This is a genomic window from Corynebacterium sp. MSK041 (assembly GCF_030232265.1).
GTDB lineage: Bacteria > Actinomycetota > Actinomycetes > Mycobacteriales > Mycobacteriaceae > Corynebacterium.
The window spans coordinates 59367-75920 of the sequence record NZ_JASPJK010000011.1; the positions used below are offsets into that span (position 1 = coordinate 59367).

Consider the following 16554-nt stretch of genomic DNA (forward strand, 5'->3'; position numbering starts at 1 on the left):
GTCGAGGGCGGGGTCAAATGCGTCGGCGCGGCGCCTAGGGCTGCAGGCTCGCCACCAGCTCGCGCACCCGAGCCTGAATCTCGTCGCGGATCACGCGCACGGTGGCAAGGTCCTGCCCAGCCGGATCGGCCAGCTGCCAATCCTCATAGCGCGTGCCGGGAAAAACGGACACGCATCGCCGCAGCCCATCGTGATGACGACGTCGGAGGATTGCACGTCCTCAGCCACCAGCACCCTCGGGCGCGCCGCGGCCAGATCGATCCCGACCTCCGCCATCGCCTCTCGTACCACGGGGTTGATCGAATCAGCGGGGGCGGAGCCCGCGGAGCGGACCTCAATGCGTCCGCCGGACAGCGTCTTGGCAAAAGCCGCCGCCATCTGGGAGCGGCCTGCATTGTGAACGCACACAAACATGATCGTGGGTCGGGTCATAGCCCCATTGAACCGCAGGCGTGGGCAATGGCCAAGGCAAGGTTTAGCCTGGAAGGGTGAGCCTATGGCGCGACAAGCAGCAAGCCCGGGCGGCCGAGGTGCCGCCCGGGCTACTCGCCGTCCTTGCCATGCTTTCGGTCCAACTCTCGGGAGCCTTCGCCGTTGGCTTGATCAACGACGTCGGGCCGCGCGGGGCTGCCTGGCTGCGCGTGGCCGCCGGCGCCGTCCTCATCCTGGCAATCGCGCGCCTGCGCCTGCGCGGTATGACCTGGCGTGACGCCGGTCTCGTCACCGCCCTCGGCGTCACCACCGGCTCGCTAACTTTCTTCTTTTTGCCGCAATCCAGCGCATCTAACTCGGCACCGCCGTGGCTCTGGAATTCCTCGGCCCACTCGTCCTTGCCGCGCTCACAAGCACCTCGCGGCGCGCCCTTTCCTATCCCGCCCTCGCCATGATCGGCGTCGTCTTACTGACCCGGCCCTGGATCGGTAACGTCGACGTCGTCGGCATCCTGTTCGCCCTCGGCTCCGGGCTCGGGTGGGCGCTGTATATCGTCTTAACCCAACGCGTCGGTGATCGGTTTTCCGGCATCAGCGCCCTCGCCTACACCATCCCGATCGTCGCCATCGCCTACGCGCCCATCGGGCTACCCGAGGCGCTGCCGTACCTGTCCCTGCCGGTCATCGCCACGGCGCTCGGGCTCGCACTCCTGATGCCGGTCATCCCTCTCGCCTTCGAAATCGTCGCGCTGCGTGCCATGGCCCCGGCCGCCTTCGGCACCCTCATGTGCTGGAGCCCGCGATCAGCGTGCTTATCGGCGCGATCGTCCTCGCCCAAGTACCGCTGCCAATCCAGGTCCTTGGCATCGTGCTCGTCGTCGCCGCCGGAATCGGCTCGGAGCGCTTCGCCGCCCGCGATGTGTCGCCCACGCCCATCACGTGGCCGGAGAGCGACGAAGCCTAGGTCAGCAGGGCCCGCACCTTCGCGTCGGTCGCCTTACCCGAGATGACCGTGCCCTTTTCAAACAGCTCGATCACCCGCGGATTGATATAGGAATCGCGCGCGATCGCCGGCGTATTGTGTAGCCACTCGGCCGTCGTCTTGATCGCCGCCGTCACGGCCCCGGGAGAGGTATCGCCCGCCTTGGCCGCGCGCGACAGGGCCTGCGCCGCGACGGCAGCGAACAGACAATCGCGACCAGTTCCTAGTGGTCCTAGGACTCTCCTCTCGTCACCCGGGCAGTTAGACACGTTGAATAAAGTCATGAGCTTTCCGGCAACCGTTCTGCGCGTTCTCGTCGCCTCCCCATCCGACGTACCCGATGCCCGAGATGCAGTCGAGGGCGCTCTGCACTCATGGAATCGACTCCACGCGACGACTCGGAATGTAGTCTTACTGCCGTGGCGGTGGGAGACCAATTCTGTACCGCTGCTCGGAGGTCACTCTCAGGAGATCATCAACACCCAGGGAGTCGACGGAGCCGACATCGTGGTCGCGCTCTTCGGCAGCCGACTCGGCTCACCAACACCAGATGCAGTGTCGGGAACAGTTGAAGAGATTGAGCGAGCAGTAAACAGCGGGAAACCGGTACACCTGTTTTTCTCAAGAGCCCCACTGCCTCATGACGTCGATACTGCGCAACTCGAGGGTCTCCGAAATTTCAAGAATGAAATCAAGGAGCGGGGACTGCTCGGAGAATTCGATGACATCCGCCAACTGGAGAACCAAGTCTGGGCTGCCGTCGAGCATGACCTAGTCAAAATCGATCTCTCCGTGGTCGGGGTGCGCCATGAGCCGCTCGGCGTCCGCTTCCGCGTCGAGTCAAAGAGCGAGCGACACGAAAAGGAAATTGACAAGCGCGGCAAGATCAAATAGGAAACGAAACACTGGTTTGAGGTTACCAATACTGGTGATCTCGCTGCTGAAGCGGTGACCTTCGAAGGCCAAGCCGCATCGGGCCTTATGAGACTCCTTGTGGATGATCAGCCAATCACGCTGGAACCTGGGGTCATCTGGAAAGTGCCAGTCTCGTATTCGATGGGCACCGCAGGCACAAAGCTAACCGTTCACTGGGTCGAAGATAATGAAAAACAGTCGAAGACTTTCGACGTCCAATGAAGCGCGAGGTTACGTCGGTGAACCAGTCAGGCAGCTAAATCGTAGTTCGCGCGCGTTTGTATCCGTCGTGGCATGAAAGTTTCGTAGACGGATCGGATGATGCCGTCCTCTTCCAGTTCCGCGTCGTCCGAGGTGAACAGGATGGACGTCATCAGACGAATCGCGTCGCGCGGGGTATAGAACTCACCGGCGTCTTTCGCCTTTCGGGCGAACGAGCGATACATCAAGTTCTCAAAGATGTCGCCCATCGTCTGATCCTGAAGCGCCTCGTCAGACATGTCGATGGACGCGAAGTGGTTCACCACATTCCAGAGTTGGTTATTGCGGTCGAGGAAGTCGATGAGTTTCTCAAACTCGAACGCTTTCCAGATCTCTTGAATATTCGCGGAGAACGCCCTGAGATACTGTTCCAACCCTTCCTTTAAGGTGTCGTCGGAAGTAGCCAAGCGCTCAAGTGAGAGTTCCGAGGTGTTCCAAAATCGGAGCTTGAACATGCTCTCGATCTTCAGGTTCACGATCGAAGGATCTGTCCCCTTCACGTTCTCTCGGTGAACAAGATCTAAAACGTCCTTCTTCGTCGACTCCAATCGGCCTTCGAGACGGCGGAGGACGGTAAACGGAATGATGTAGTCACCGTAATTCTCGGCTGGGACAATTAAACGCAAGTAATCGTCGGCAGTCTGCCAAATGGCAGCGTTCAGGCTATTGACCTTGGCGGTTTGCTTTGGCGTGATCGAATCGAGGATCTCTGAAGTGTCAGTCATCGTTGCTTCCTTGTGAATCTGTAGACGCCTGATTGTCCCACAAGAAGCACACTTTCCAGGGCAGTAAACTCTGGCGTTTCACCACATGAGCGGGACATTTGCGGCGCAGTGCTGCTAACCCAAACACAACCCTCTCCCCTCTGTTGTACACGTGAACACGTTTCCCTTGGGGTGGGCGTGGTCACTGGCGTAGTCCTGTCATTGATCAACAAGGGCGGCATAATGCGCACCATCCTCGAATCCAAAACGGGCAGGGCACTGACCAAAGGCAAGCAGGCCATGTTCTGGTTCGCCTTCGTCCCCATGCACCGATCCATCTCACGCGACGAATTGCTTCTTGAATACCTCAAGACCACCAAAACCGGCACCTACCTCATCCCACCTGGTGTGGGTGAGAACGGCTTCGTCGGTGAAGGAATGTTTGCTTAAACTGCAGCCCCGCTCTTGCGTCCCTTCACCGACACAACAACGCCCACGATGTAGGACACAATCGCCCCAAGGAGACAGAGCCAACACAACAACGCAGAAAGCTCTGTCGCCTGCCGCCCAACAAGCAGGGTGAAGACGGATTTCACGCTGTCCTCGGTGTCACCACCATCGACCATAAAGAAGCCAGCTAGAAAGAGAAACACCGTCACCGCGATGAAGGCCCAGGATTCGCGACACCCGAAGGTCTTATACGGCCCTGACTCTATGCCTTTCTCCACGTTGCGCACGGGGATGAACCACAGGCCAAGAAGCAAAAGCGCCGCGATCGCCCCAACTGGAACGGAGAAGAGCACCATCCATCCGCCCACCCCAAACAAAACCCGCCCCAGGGCAAAGAACGCCACGCCTAACAGACTGAGGACAAGCGCCGCGACGGAGTTGAGTTGAACATTCCGGAAGTTCATGCGCCACATTCTACGGAGGAAACCCACTACTTTCGCAAGCACAACTGTCTCGGTGGGCAGCGCCTGTCATATCTCTACATCAGTGCAAGTGGAGAGCATCGCTGAGAGCTCTCGCTTTCTTGATTGCAACACTCGAACCTTTCTGAGAGGCAAAGGCTCACAGGTCTACCTGCGTGCGGACGCCGTAGAGAACTCCTTCCAAACCACGTAATCCCTGGTTGTAGCGGGTAGAATTCGACACATGGTGGAGACACAACGCCGCTCGAAACAACGTCCGCCAGCGCTCGCGAGCAAAGGCCCCCAGCTCAGCAAAAAGCAGCTGGTGGGCCTGCTCTTGGGCGTGGCCTGCTTCCTCATCCCCTTCTTCATCCAGATCCCGGACCTGCCCACCCCCGGGCATCGGATGCTGTCAATCTTCCTACTCGCCATCGTCTTCTGGGTGCTCGAGCCCGTGCCGCTCACGGCCACGGCGGTGTTGGTCATCCTGCTGGAGGTTCTCTTACTCTCCGACGGCGCGCTAGTCGACCCCACCGGTGGAGACCCAGCACTAGCAGACCAGCTGCTTCCTGCATCCGCGTATTTCTCTGCGCTGGCCCACCCAGTCATCATCCTCTTCCTCGGCGGGTTCATGATCGCACACGGGGCGGAGAAGTTCGGGCTCGACCGCAACCTCGCAGCGATCATGCTGCGCCCCTTCCCGGACAAGGCGCGCCTGACCGTGCTGGGGCTCATGCTGATTACCGCCGTGCTCAGCATGTTCATGTCGAACACGGCCACCACAGCGACGATGTTCGCGGTCGTCATCCCGATTCTCAAGACGCTGCCCGCGGGCAAAGCGCGCGCCGGCGTGGCGCTGTCGATCCCGCTCGCTGCCAACGTGGGTGGCATCGGCACCCCGGTGGGCACACCCCCGAACGCGATCGCGATCGGTGCGCTCGCCGAGCACGGCATCCGTGTGTCCTTCGTCGATTGGATGCTCATGGCGGTGCCTTTCATGCTGGTTGTCCTCGCCTTTGCCTGGGTATTTCTCTGTCTCGTTTTCATCCCCGCTGAGACCCGCATCTCCATCGAGATGCGCTCGAAGTGGAACACCGCCACCGACGCGAAACTCTTCTACGCCGTGGCAGGTCTGACCATCCTGTTGTGGATGAGCGAGCCGCTCCACGGCATCTCCTCCAACACCGTCGGCTTCATCCCCGTCGTGGCACTGTTGTGCCTGCAGGTGATGAGGGGCAAGGACGTCCAGGCACTTGACTGGCCGGTGCTGTGGCTCGTCTCCGGTGGTATCGCGCTCGGCACGGGCGTGGGTGCGAGCGGCCTGGACGAGTGGCTCGTCGGTTCGGTCAGCTGGGAGGTCATGGGTGCGCTGGCGATCCTCGCCGTGCTGGGCTTAATCGGCTTCGGCATGGCGAACGTCATCTCGCACTCTGCGGCCGCCAACCTGCTGGTCCCACTGGCGGTCTCGCTGGCGCTCTCCCTCGACGGCATCGACCCGCTCGTGGTTGCTGCGGTGGTGGCGATCGCCTGCTCGCTGGGAATGTCGCTGCCAATCTCCACTCCGCCGAACGCGATTGCTTACGCCACCAAGGAGATCTCCATTCCGCAGATGGCGCTAGTCGGACTCGTGGTCGGTACCGTGGCCACGCTGCTGTTGATCTTTGCTCTGCCTTCCGTTTGGCAGCTGATGGGGCTGGTGAGCTAGGTGCTGCCCCGTTCCACCCTCTCTATCGTAGGAAAGTCCCAGGCCACCCGTGACGTGCAGCAGGTGGTCAACGAGGCACTGGGCGCCACGCATGACATCCTCGCCGCCGATAATGTCGAGCACCTACGCTCGCTTCTCGACGGCGACCCGCTCGCGCTTGTCACCGTCACCGTCCACGAGGACGGCTTGGCGCCCGACCACCCGTTGCTGGAGCTGATCTCCGAGCCCGGTTTCGAGTACACCCGCGTCATGGTGCTGACCACCGCGCCAGAGATCGCGGGCCTGGATGCACTTACGGACATGGGACGGCTCGACATGCTCGTGTTCACCCCGGCGATCAAGGCAGAAGCACTCCTGCACAACATCCAGCAGCAGCTCAACCGCTACTGGTACATGCGCGGCAAGCACGACCCCTCTATCGCTGGCACCTTCGCCCTGCCAGAGGTCACCGAACTGGACGTAAGGCTGACCGACCAGGAGATCATCAGCCGCATCATCAAGGCCGCCGACATGCACCTGGGCTACCAGCCGCGCCTGACTTTCCCGCCGGGGGTCTACCTGACCAAGGAGGGCCACTACGTCGAGGAGGTCATCTTCGCTCTTTCCGGCCAGGTGCTTTTGCAGCGCTTTACCGACGCCGGCGATATCGTCATGCACCACGCCTCCACCGGCCACGTCATCGGACTACTCGCCCTGGCGAGCAACCGGGTCGGCTTCTTTACCGCGCGTACCACCACCGAGGTCGTCGCAGTCCAGCTGCCCACCGAGCAGGTGGACTACCTCATCCGCCAGGAGCCGGAGCTTGCGCGCCTGTTCAATATCCTCTTCGTGCGCTCCTACGACCGCCGCCTGCGCCGCGCCGAGGACATCCAGATCGAGCAGCACGAACTCACCGCGCAACTCGAAGACGAGCGCGCACGCTTGACCACGGCACTGCACAACCTGGAAGCAGCGCGCCGCGAGCTGATGAGCCAGGCGCGCTTCGCCTCCCTCGGCGAACTCGCCGCAGGCGTTGCCCACGAGCTGAACAACCCGATGGCGGCGATCGAGCGCACCGCAGCGCACCTCGCCGAAGACGTCGAAGGCCTGATCGCGTCCAGCCCCAACCGCAGGTGGCGAGACGCGACCAGCCACGCGCTGGAGGCAGCGCGCAGCTCGCACGCGGTAAGCACAAAGGAGGCACGCGCGCTGCGGCGCGAACTGACCGAGGTCACCGGCGATCGGGCGCTCGCCCAGCGCTGGGTACTCGCCGGCTTGCACGACGTGGAGTTTGCCAAGCAGGTGCGCGCGAATCGAAAGCTGGAGTACGAGACGGTGGAGCACGCGGCGTCGATAGGCACTGCCCTGCGCAACCTCTCCACCGCATCGACCCGCATTACGCAGCTGGTGGCCTCGCTACGCGCATACGCGCGGCCCGACGGCGACCCGGTCACCGACGTGGACCTGCACCAAAGCATCGAGGACACGCTGCAGCTGATCGCCCACAAACTGCGCGGTGTGGAGGTCAAACGGGATTTTGCCGAACTGCCGCACGTGACGTGTACGCCCGGGCAGATCGCGCAGGTGTGGACGAACCTGATCTCCAACGCCGCCGAAGCGATCGAGGAGTCCGGTAAAGGCTCCACCATCACCATCCGTACGAGTGCCCCGAAGCCCGGGTGGGTGCGCGTGGAGGTCATTGACGACGGCCCCGGCATCCCGCTCGAGCGCATCGACAAGCTCTTCGAGCCACGCTTCACCACGAAAAATGGGGAGGTCCGCTTCGGCATGGGTATCGGCCTGAGCATCTGCCGCGGCATCGTCAGCGCGCATCACGGCACGATCGAACTGACCTCTTCAACAAATGGCACCTGCGCCACCGTGGGCCTTCCCATTGACGGCCCGCACGCACACGACGAAGGAGACACACCATGAACCTTGCCATCCTTATCCTCGAGGACGAGGCGGAAGTCCGCGCCGCCGTTGAGCGCGACTTGCTGCCCTTTGCCGAGCACATCCGCGTGGAGGTCGCCTCCGACGTGGAGGAAGCCTGGGAGGTGATCGACGAGCTCACCGAAGACGGCGACGTGCTCGCCCTCGCACTCTGCGACCACCGCATGCCCGGCACCACCGGCGTGGAGTTCCTAGTCCAGATGATGGACGACGACCGCACCGCCGCCACCCGCAAAGTCCTGGTCACCGGCCAGGCGCAGCTGCACGACACGGTACGCGCGGTCAACGAGGCCAACCTGGACCACTACATTGCCAAGCCGTGGAACGTCGACGAGCTACACCAGGTGGTGCGCACCATGCTCACCGACTACGTCGAGGACATGGACATCGATCCCCTGCCCTACCTCGATGTCCTCGACGCGACGCGCGCGATGGACCTCGTTCGCCGTCGCTAGAGGCGCTCGGTGCGGGCTCCGAAAAGTGGGGTAGGAAGCTTGCCGATAAAGCTGGCGCCGGGGTTGTTCGGGCCATGGATGGGGGACGAGGACCACGATGGGGCCTTCGGGGTTGAAGTCGGCGTCGGGGATTGGCTCGGCGGTGGTACCGAGGCGTTTTGCAAGCTCATCCGCGTATTCCTTGGTAGATCCGTAGAACGAGGCGTACAAGATAGTGCAGGCAGTCATACAACTATTGTTGGATGTTGCGGCTAGAATGTGGCAACGATGCGATACGTGTACATGATTGTGGGACTGGTGGCGCTCGCCCTGGGCGCGGCCGGCGTGTGGCTGCCGATCCTGCCCACGACGCCGTTTCTGCTGCTTGCGCTGATGTGCTTCACGCGGAGTTCGCCGAGGATGGAGCGCTACCTGCTGCGCCATGACACGTTCGGGCCGTTCATTATTGATTACTACTCAGGACAGCTGACGCGGGCGCAGAAGCTGCGGATTGTGGGGCTACTCTGGTTGGGGATGGGCGCCTCCATATGGGTGGTGATTGTGGTGGTCGGGCTGTGGCCGGTGGCATTGCTGCTCGTCGGGATCGGTGCCGGGGTGAGCGCGCACATCTGGCGGCTGCGGCCACGCCCCGAGCGCGCCACCGAACTACACCAGCGCGCTGGCCTGCCTACCGACCACGCACATTGAAGCCGATGACGCCGGGGTTGACCAAGGGGGCGTCGCCAAGCAGGGCGTGGATGTTGCCCTCTCTCTCAACCGCACTGGTGACCGCTTTCGGGCGCTGCTTCTTGTCATCCTCGCGGCGGCCCTGCGACATAGGGGCGCCCATGAAGCCACCACACTACCCCTGCTGACCTGCGGCGTTACTGGCGGAGGATCCTGTGGCGCTCGCCGCGCTGGTCGTCGCGCCGCAGAGGCCACCTGCCCCACGCCGAGAAGCGCTTCGATGCGGCCATCAAGACCAATCTCTTCTTTGACCTCGCGCAGTGCGGTCGCCGTAATCTCCTCACCCGGTTCGCAAATCCCGGAGATGGGTCCCCACCCCCCTCACTCCAAGGACACAGAGCAAACACAATATTGCGGCCGGTAGCGCTATCATTTGCTCACCAAAGTGACGCTGCAGCGAATGGGGCGCCTCAGAGCAGCACCACGATGACCACCAGCACCGTGATGACGGCGTCGAGAAGTCCGACGATCTTCGGCGTCCATGGCTTCTCACGACGTGCGCCGGTGATCGGCATCAGCGTCGCCCGCGCGAGCAACACGACGGCCACGACGATGATCGCTGGGTGGAACGGATGCCCGCCGGTGCCGAGCACGGCGACGACGGCGGCGCCAAACACGACGACGTGATAGCCCACCGACCCGATGAACCAGGGCCTGGAGCCGCGTTCACGGATAAGCGTCTTCACGTAGGGCACAGTGCCGACGAAGTACGCCAGGTACACGGCAAATGCGGCCCACGCCTCCGCATCCAGGCCTCCCCCGGCCCACGCGGCCACCGGCAGGATGAGGCAGGCTGCTACGACAGTGGAGACGCCCGACAACAGCGACCTCGGACGCCGCTTCCATGCCTCGAATACGGCTATGGCCACCAACGGCGCGAACGCCGGGACCCACATGAGAAGCCGCCAGTCGAAGATCAGCGTTGTCACACCCGCGATGGCGGCGAGCGACCCGTAGACAAGGACCGGGGGCCGGTTGCGTTCGCGGAAGCGCGAGCGGATCCAGACGCTGCCGGCGAAAAACGTGAAATAGCCGAGCCACCAGGTCAGCAACAGGGGAATCGCAGTCCACGACGGTGCCAGGATGACGCCAGTGATAGCGGGGACGGTGACCATGAACCAGGCGCCGTGTTGGTCGGGCACCCAACCGGGTGAGCGTCGGCGTGTGCGGGGGTTACGAGGCACGCTACGTTGTACCTGGCTCTTCGACATGTTTTTCACCCTACTGATGCGAATCCGTGATGGGCAATTGGCGTGGTCTTTTCCGTGCCGCACGCGGAGATCCGCTTGCCTCGATCGTGGGGTTCGAATCCCTCCCGGATCCTGGCTACCGCTTCCTTCTGATGCGGAGGCAAGCCGTGACGCAGTTCTGGAGCAGATCAACACCTACAGCCCCGACGCCGTGGTGTGCATCGGCTTCCCGTTCGGACACACTCGAGCGCAGTGGATCATTCCGCACGGTGGCATGATGACCGTTGATAGCGTCAAACCAGCGCGTTCTTGCAGACTACTCCTGAGTCGGCGCTGCGCGATTCCTGTAGCTCGTGCGACCGGAGGGACTAGGAACGCTACCGCCTGCCTGCGGCCCAACAGGCCACGCAGCCCCGATCCATCGTCGAGTCATGATCTCCTGACCGCTTCGGTCACTCGTTGCCGCCGAACTGCCGCAGAGCGTAAAACTCGTCGGCAGCCGGACAGTCCAACAGTCGTTCTCTCAACCCGTGGATGCCCACTTGTCACGGATGCGGCTATCGCGCCCACAGCCGGGCATACGCCTGCGACGAAGCCAGCAAATCCTCGTGTATCCCCGCTGCGGCCACGCGTCCGCCATCGAGCATGACGACCTGATCGGCAGCGGCCACCGTGTGCTCCTGATGTGCGATCACCAGCACTGTCGCCGACCCGGCGAGTTCGCGAATTGCCTCCTGCACAGCGACGGCGGCGGACGCGTCGAGCGATGAAGTCCCCTCATCCACCAGCAGCACCGGCGCCCGCTTCAACACGGCGCGGGCCACCGAAACGCGCTGCCGTTCGCCGCCCGAGAGCAGTCTGCCGCCCTCACCGACGCGGGTCGCCCAGCCCTCAGGCAGACGACCGACGATCTCATCGACCCGCGCGAGCTTCGCAGCGGCGTCCACCTCGGCATCCGTAGCCTCGGGGCGGCCGAGCAGCACGTTCGCGCGCAAGGTGTCATCGAGGAGATAAACGTCTTGGAACACCAACGACGTCGCCCCGAGGACATCGGCACTGGCCATGTCACGAACATCTACGCTGTCGAACCGCACGGCCCCTGCATCCACGTCATAGAAGCGGGCGATCAAGCGGGTGAGCGTGGTCTTGCCCGACCCGGATGGCCCGACGATGGCCGTGATCGATCCCGGCGCAACAGTCAGATCGAGACCGTCAAACACCATCGCGTCTTCGTAGCCGAAGCGCACTGCGTCAATCGCAATCTCCGGCGGACGCGTCGGTGCTGAGACGGGCTGCTCGGGTTCCGGTAGCCCCGGCTCGTCGAGCAAATCGACCACCTGGTCGAGTTCACGATCCATGCGGCGCAGCGCCGTACCAAGTTCGGAAAGCGTGCGGAGGGGACCGACCACCTGGGTGACGATGAGCATGAGACCGATCATCACGAGCGGGTCCGCACCGCCGAGACCGCGCCATACGGCCACGGTGACCACAGCGCCAAAGACCGTCTGTACCACGACGCTCTGGACGATCATCGATGCGGCGGAGGCCAGCTGGGCCGACATACCGAGGCGACGTTGGCGGTCAAGTGAAGATGCCAGTGGTGCATAACCAGAACCCGCCACTCGCGCCCCGCGCAGCGCCGTCTGGTGCTTGGCCAGGTCGAGCAGCGCGGCATCGGTGCGTTGTTCCGCGGCGGTGAGTCGGGCGTCGGCCCGGGCACTCCAGGAGCGAGCCAGCACGGTCGAGGCATACACGAGCGGTACCCCGACGGCGAGCGAGAGTCCCAGCTGCCAGTCAAGGAAGAAGGTCACGAGCACTAGAGTCAACGGAGTCGCCACGTAACCGACCAGCGGAGCAAGCACGTCACCGATCGCGGTGGCGACGAACATTGTGCCGCGGACCGAGAGCCGTGAGGCGTTGGCTGCGGACCCGCCATCGAACCACCCCATCGGCAGACGCATGAGCTGCCGAGCCAGTTGGCGATGCATCGACGACATCAGAGACATGGTCAAATCGACGCTCCCGCGCGTGACCCACACCGTGAGTAGGGCATGGACGCCGGCGCCGACCACCATTGCGATCAACCACCAGAGTGCCGAGCTGAAATCCCCCTGGGCCAGGTGGGCCAGTACTGGGACAAGGCAGGCCAGTGACAGGCCCTGTGCGATTCCGGCTGCCACAGCCACGGCTGTGAATCGCCGGAGTGTTGAGCGTCCTTCTTGGCCAGCGATCCGTTCAATCTGCGCAATCATCGAGCACCTCCCGTGACGGCGGTCTGGTTACGCCATAGCGCGGCGTAGTGCCCATCGGCGGCGAGCAGGGATTCGTGATCGCCTTGCTCGACGATTCGCCCTTGGTCGAGGACGACGATCTGGTCTGCATGGGTGATCGTGCCAAGGCGGTGGGCGATCATGATGACCGTGCGTCCACGGGTCAGTTCGGCGAGGGCCTGCCCGATCGCGGCCTCGTTTTCAGGGTCGACCGCGGAGGTGGCCTCGTCGAGTATGAGCACGCGGGGGTCGGCGAGGATGGCCCGGGCGATGGCCACGCGCTGGGTCTCACCACCGGAGAGCCGCGCGTCCTCTCCGACGACGCTGTCGTAGCCGCGGGGCAGTTCGCGGATTCGCGCGTCGATCGCCGCTTGGGAGGCGACGTGCTGGATGTCTTCGTCGGTCGCGTCCGGACGTCCGAGTGCGATGTTGTCGCGAATGCTCATGGCGGGCAGGCTCGGGCTCTGCAGCAGGATGCCGACGTGTTGATGGAGCACATGCGGATCGATGTCGCGTACGTCGACGTCGCCGATGCGGATCGTACCGGTGTCCACATCACGGAAGCGGGCGATGAGGGAGGCGAGGGTCGACTTGCCCGAGCCAGAGGCCCCGACCAGCGCGGTAACCGAGCCTTCCCGAGCAACGAGCGACACTCCGTGCAGCACAGGCTGGTCGGGTGTGTAGCCGAAGGTGACGCCCTCGATCGTGACGTCAGACCCGGCGGGTTCGTGGGGGTGTTGGGGCACAGGAAGTTCAGGCTCGTCGAGGAGAGCGACGATTCGAGCGGCAGCTTCTTGTCCGTCGCTGACGTGTTGTTGCCCGGCTCCGACCGTGAGCAGCGTGGCGGGCAGTGAGAGCGCGATCATGGTGACTACAACGACGTCGGCGACCTCGCTCCACCCGGCGGCAACCATGGCAGCTCCGGGGCCGACAACAGTCAGCGCGACGACCGGCAACCCAAGGGCGGTGAGCGCGACGGCATGGGCACGCATCTGAGGCGTGACGAGCGTGCGGAACTCCGAGGTGAAGTCGTCAGACGCCCGGGTGAAGCGTATCGAGCCGGTCTCCGCCGCCCCGAAAATACGCAGCACTGCGATGCCGTCGACGAATTCGATCACCGCGGCAGAGACCTCGGAGAGCGCCTCGGCGATCCGGGCCATGACAGTGCGCATGTCTCCGGGCGCGAGCACCGAGAACAGGACCATGTATGCCACCGGGCCGATCATGCAGCACAGGCCGAGCCGCCAGTCGATCGTCAGTGCGACGATGACGCCGACCACCGGTGTCAGAACCGCTGCGGTGATCTCGACCAGCGCGTGGGCGACGAGGTGGTGGAGGGTCGCGACATCATCTTGGACGATGCGGCGGACGCGTCCGGAGGAGCTCTGATCAAACCATCCCAGTGGGAGTCGGCTCAGCTTGTCGGCCAGCTGCTCGCGCAAACCGGCCTGTACCCGCAGGTCGACCAGATGGGTGAGGAGCAGCGCCAGCGACCCGAGGGCTAGTGCGCCACCGAGTCCACCGATGAACCACCAGACCGCTGGCCACACGGCGTCCGTTCCGCGGGTGAGTCCATCGACAATCCGGGTCATCGCCCGCAGCGGAATGGCACTGGCCAAGCTGCCGAGAATTTGCAGCAACAGTGCGACAGCGATAGGGACGGACACCGGCCGGAGGATGCGCCAAACGGGGTTCCCCGCGTTCGTGTCGCCCCCTGTCGGCCGACTCGCCGACTCGTTGGTCGCTGTGGTGGGTTCGTCAGTCACAAGCGGCACAGTGTTGTCCTCTCAGACGATAGCAATCATTCTTGCGTTAGGTTAGCCTTACCTAGCATTTGGATCAAGTCCCGTCTCGTACGTTTGATAGACATTGCTGAAACCGAGATCGCGCAAAACCAGCACACCATTGGGGGGGTTAAACGACAAAAAGTGTGTCCGGATTCGTCGATTTGTTTGGGTTGATCAGGGGTAATCCGGAAAATATATGCTCCTGGAGCTTATATCCGCCCCGGGGCGGCGAAATACCGGGGTGGGATAGCAGCGTGTGGTAGGGGCTGGTGTTGGCTTGATCAATGCCGAAGAACAAACCACGCTGCCACTGCGGCGGCGAGATGAAACGCAACGGTAAGACCTCCGCCAACCGCACCCGGTGGCGGTGCAAAATCTGCGGTGCTTCCACCACCAAGCAGCGCCCCGATATCACCAACTCCGCAGCCTTCGCAGCATTTATCACCCACCTCACAACCGGTGCGAGCTTGGAAACCGCTGCCGCTGAAGCAGGGTGTCATCCGCGTACTCTGCAACGCCGGTTTGAACACTTCTGGCTAGTTGATGTCCCCGATCCCACGATCGGACACGAAGGCCGCGTCTACGACCAGGTGTTCATCGACGGCACCTACACCGCCGGCGGATGCTTGATTGTTGCCGCCACCTTGGATCACGTCATCGCTTGGCACTGGTGCACACGTGAGACCACCCGCGACTACCAACGGCTCCTCGAACGTATCCCCGCGCCCCTGATCGCTGTCATCGACGGCGGCCAAGGCGCTGCCAGCGCAATCAAGACATGCTGGCCTGCAACGAAAGTGCAGCGCTGCCTCGTTCACGCCCAACGCGTGGTGCGCCGGCACACCACCTCACGCCCACGCACCGATGCAGGACGAGCGATTTACCAGCTTGCGCTCAACCTCACGAAGATCACCGATCTTGACGAAGCGGCCGTGTGGGGTGCGCAGCTGCACGAATACGGCACTATCTACCGCGACTGGATGAACCAGAAAACGTTCACAACCGACCCGGCGACACGGCAACGCACCTGGTCATGGACGCATGAACGCACCCGCAAGGCCTACAACAGCCTCAACCACCTGTGGCGCAACCAGCTGTTATTTGTCTATCTCGACCCACCTGACGGTGTCCTCGATGTCAGCCGGATCAAATCCACCACCAACAGCCTGGAAGGCGGCATCAACGCCCAGCTCAAACTGCTTGCCCGCACCCACCGCGGCAGATCCGGTGAGCATCAACGCCGCATGCTGGATTGGTGGCTCTACTTAAAAACGGAGCTGCCTGACGACCCCGTTGAGATCGCCAGGCAGTCCAACTGGGGCCAGGACCAACTCGCCAAAGTTACACCCCTGACCCACAACGAGAACCAAGCCGATCACGAAACCGGACGACCAGCCCTCTACGACAACGCTATCGACACCAACTACACACACTCAATCGGCATCCAAAAAGGCCACATCTAACCCCACGACACGCCGGAGCCAGACACACATTTTGTCGTTTAACCCGCCGAAGCCAAGCTCAAGCGTGTAGAGCAGGAAGCTGAACAGCTCCGCAGCGAAGCACGCGAAAAGGCCGAGCAAGAAGCCGAGCAGATCCGCAGTGACGCACGCAAAGAAGCTGAGCAGACGCTGGGTCTCGCTGAAGCTCAGGCAGATGAGCTGCTTGACCTTGCCGAAGAATTCGGCAGTGAAGAACATGATGAGGCCACACGTGACGCTGCAGTAACGCGCGAGGAAGCAGAGCAGGAAGCGAAGATCATCATCGAGGAAGCAACGCAGTCGTTGCAGGAGATTTCGCATGTTGATCAGGACTTTTTGCGGGTCGAGATTGACAGCAACCCAGAGATGAAGCAACGGTACCGCGAGATCGTCATCGACCGTACTCAGGAGGAAAGCGCTGCAGTACTGCGTCGCGCGCTGGAACGCATCGCTAAGCGCCGCCAGCAGGAGCAACAGCGCGACCACGACGGTGGCAAGGAGTCTCCCGACGGTGACAAGGAGTCCCCCGACGGCGGCAAGCCGTAGATGGGGGTCTCCCCTGCCCTGTATGGCCCTGTAGCGGCCTAACAGGATGTCGCCAGGGTCAGTGTCCAGCGACAGCGCTAAAACCGCTCTAATTCAGCGAAAATCGAAGAATTAGAGCGGTGTTTTTTGAAGCGTCCTGGGTTCAGATTCAGGTAACTCAAGGATGAGTGTGAATCCGGGGTGTTGCGCGCGTGCATTTAGTAACACCGTGGTGAGTATCGGGTAACGCGATGGTGAGTATCGAGTAACACCGCAGTT

The 16554-nt window shown here is 62.7% G+C and carries 18 protein-coding genes and 2 pseudogenes; 10 read left to right on the forward strand and 10 right to left on the reverse strand.

What is annotated here, in order from left to right:
- Window positions 1–34 precede the first annotated feature (34 nt).
- A pseudogene (locus QP968_RS09030) lies at window positions 35–432 on the reverse strand (arsenate reductase ArsC).
- A gap of 56 nt (window positions 433–488) precedes the next feature.
- Between QP968_RS09030 and QP968_RS09035 the strand changes: the two are divergent.
- Together QP968_RS09035 and QP968_RS09040 are read left to right on the forward strand one after the other, a co-directional pair.
- Window positions 489–887 carry a DMT family transporter gene (locus QP968_RS09035; protein ID WP_284856078.1) on the forward strand — a complete coding sequence of 133 codons (399 nt, stop codon included), beginning with the start codon at window positions 489–491 and terminating at the stop codon, window positions 885–887.
- 331 nt (window positions 888–1218) lie between these two features.
- Window positions 1219–1395 carry a hypothetical protein gene (locus QP968_RS09040; RefSeq protein ID WP_244268670.1) on the forward strand — a complete coding sequence of 59 codons (177 nt, stop codon included), beginning with the start codon at window positions 1219–1221 and terminating at the stop codon, window positions 1393–1395.
- On the opposite strand, the gene QP968_RS09045 is transcribed toward QP968_RS09040, so the two are convergent.
- Window positions 1392–1697, reverse strand: a complete 306-nt coding sequence (locus QP968_RS09045; RefSeq protein WP_049157405.1) for a hypothetical protein — start codon at window positions 1695–1697, stop codon at window positions 1392–1394. The two genes, QP968_RS09040 and QP968_RS09045, sit on opposite strands and share 4 nt — an antisense overlap.
- Here QP968_RS09045 and QP968_RS09050 point away from each other — a divergent pair.
- The gene (locus QP968_RS09050) at window positions 1696–2307 is read left to right on the forward strand and encodes a DUF4062 domain-containing protein (protein ID WP_198531366.1); all 612 of its coding nucleotides are present in this window, start codon (window positions 1696–1698) and stop codon (window positions 2305–2307) included. The genes QP968_RS09045 and QP968_RS09050 overlap by 2 nt on opposite strands.
- A gap of 269 nt (window positions 2308–2576) precedes the next feature.
- Here QP968_RS09050 and QP968_RS09055 read toward each other — a convergent pair whose 3' ends face one another.
- Complete coding sequence (locus QP968_RS09055) at window positions 2577–3314, reverse strand: type I restriction-modification system subunit M N-terminal domain-containing protein (RefSeq protein ID WP_284856079.1); 738 nt, start codon at window positions 3312–3314, stop codon at window positions 2577–2579.
- Between the two features lie 222 nt (window positions 3315–3536).
- On the opposite strand from QP968_RS09055, the gene QP968_RS09060 reads away from it, so the two are divergent.
- Window positions 3537–3743, forward strand: a complete 207-nt coding sequence (locus QP968_RS09060; protein WP_284856080.1) for a hypothetical protein — start codon at window positions 3537–3539, stop codon at window positions 3741–3743.
- On the opposite strand, the gene QP968_RS09065 is transcribed toward QP968_RS09060, so the two are convergent.
- On the reverse strand, window positions 3740–4207 hold the full coding sequence (locus QP968_RS09065; RefSeq protein ID WP_284856081.1) for a hypothetical protein: 468 nt from the start codon (window positions 4205–4207) through the stop codon (window positions 3740–3742). The genes QP968_RS09060 and QP968_RS09065 overlap by 4 nt on opposite strands.
- Before the next feature lie 241 nt (window positions 4208–4448).
- Between QP968_RS09065 and QP968_RS09070 the strand changes: the two genes are divergently transcribed.
- The 4 genes from QP968_RS09070 (at window position 4449) to QP968_RS09085 (ending at window position 8983) form a co-directional block, all read left to right on the forward strand.
- The gene (locus QP968_RS09070; protein WP_284856082.1) at window positions 4449–5909 is read left to right on the forward strand and encodes an SLC13 family permease; all 1461 of its coding nucleotides are present in this window, start codon (window positions 4449–4451) and stop codon (window positions 5907–5909) included.
- Between the two features lie 54 nt (window positions 5910–5963).
- On the forward strand, window positions 5964–7823 hold the full coding sequence (locus QP968_RS09075) for a sensor histidine kinase (protein ID WP_284856083.1): 1860 nt from the start codon (window positions 5964–5966) through the stop codon (window positions 7821–7823).
- Window positions 7820–8296 carry a response regulator gene (locus tag QP968_RS09080; protein ID WP_102724514.1) on the forward strand — a complete coding sequence of 159 codons (477 nt, stop codon included), beginning with the start codon at window positions 7820–7822 and terminating at the stop codon, window positions 8294–8296. Before QP968_RS09075 ends, QP968_RS09080 begins: the two co-directional genes overlap by 4 nt.
- A 267-nt stretch (window positions 8297–8563) precedes the next feature.
- A complete protein-coding gene (locus QP968_RS09085; protein ID WP_284856084.1) occupies window positions 8564–8983 on the forward strand; it encodes a YbaN family protein in 420 nt (139 codons plus the stop codon).
- Here the strand turns inward: QP968_RS09085 and QP968_RS09090 are convergent.
- From QP968_RS09090 to QP968_RS09110, 5 genes and pseudogenes are all read right to left on the reverse strand, one after another.
- Window positions 8964–9125: a hypothetical protein gene (locus QP968_RS09090; RefSeq protein WP_284856094.1), complete on the reverse strand. Its 162-nt coding sequence runs from the start codon at window positions 9123–9125 to the stop codon at window positions 8964–8966. The two genes, QP968_RS09085 and QP968_RS09090, sit on opposite strands and share 20 nt — an antisense overlap.
- 89 nt (window positions 9126–9214) lie before the next feature.
- Window positions 9215–9343: pseudogene (locus tag QP968_RS09095) on the reverse strand (NUDIX domain-containing protein); the annotation flags it as partial.
- Window positions 9344–9432: 89 nt separating this feature from the next.
- On the reverse strand, window positions 9433–10233 hold the full coding sequence (locus QP968_RS09100) for a YwiC-like family protein (RefSeq protein WP_502870932.1): 801 nt from the start codon (window positions 10231–10233) through the stop codon (window positions 9433–9435).
- A gap of 536 nt (window positions 10234–10769) precedes the next feature.
- A complete protein-coding gene (locus QP968_RS09105) occupies window positions 10770–12464 on the reverse strand; it encodes an ABC transporter ATP-binding protein (protein ID WP_284856086.1) in 1695 nt (564 codons plus the stop codon).
- Window positions 12461–14149, reverse strand: coding sequence for an ABC transporter ATP-binding protein (locus QP968_RS09110; RefSeq protein ID WP_284856087.1), 1689 nt, complete (start codon window positions 14147–14149; stop codon window positions 12461–12463). The genes QP968_RS09105 and QP968_RS09110 overlap by 4 nt, the downstream gene beginning before the upstream one ends.
- Window positions 14150–14553: 404 nt before the next feature.
- Here QP968_RS09110 and QP968_RS09115 point away from each other — a divergent pair, with 404 nt between their 5' ends.
- The gene (locus tag QP968_RS09115) at window positions 14554–15732 is read left to right on the forward strand and encodes an IS1249 family transposase (RefSeq protein ID WP_284856089.1); all 1179 of its coding nucleotides are present in this window, start codon (window positions 14554–14556) and stop codon (window positions 15730–15732) included.
- On the opposite strand, the gene QP968_RS09120 is transcribed toward QP968_RS09115, so the two are convergent.
- On the reverse strand, window positions 15703–16071 hold the full coding sequence (locus tag QP968_RS09120; protein WP_284856090.1) for a hypothetical protein: 369 nt from the start codon (window positions 16069–16071) through the stop codon (window positions 15703–15705). The genes QP968_RS09115 and QP968_RS09120 overlap by 30 nt on opposite strands.
- A gap of 45 nt (window positions 16072–16116) precedes the next feature.
- Here QP968_RS09120 and QP968_RS09125 point away from each other — a divergent pair, with 45 nt between their 5' ends.
- Window positions 16117–16296: a hypothetical protein gene (locus tag QP968_RS09125; protein WP_273367998.1), complete on the forward strand. Its 180-nt coding sequence runs from the start codon at window positions 16117–16119 to the stop codon at window positions 16294–16296.
- Window positions 16297–16554 lie beyond the last annotated feature (258 nt).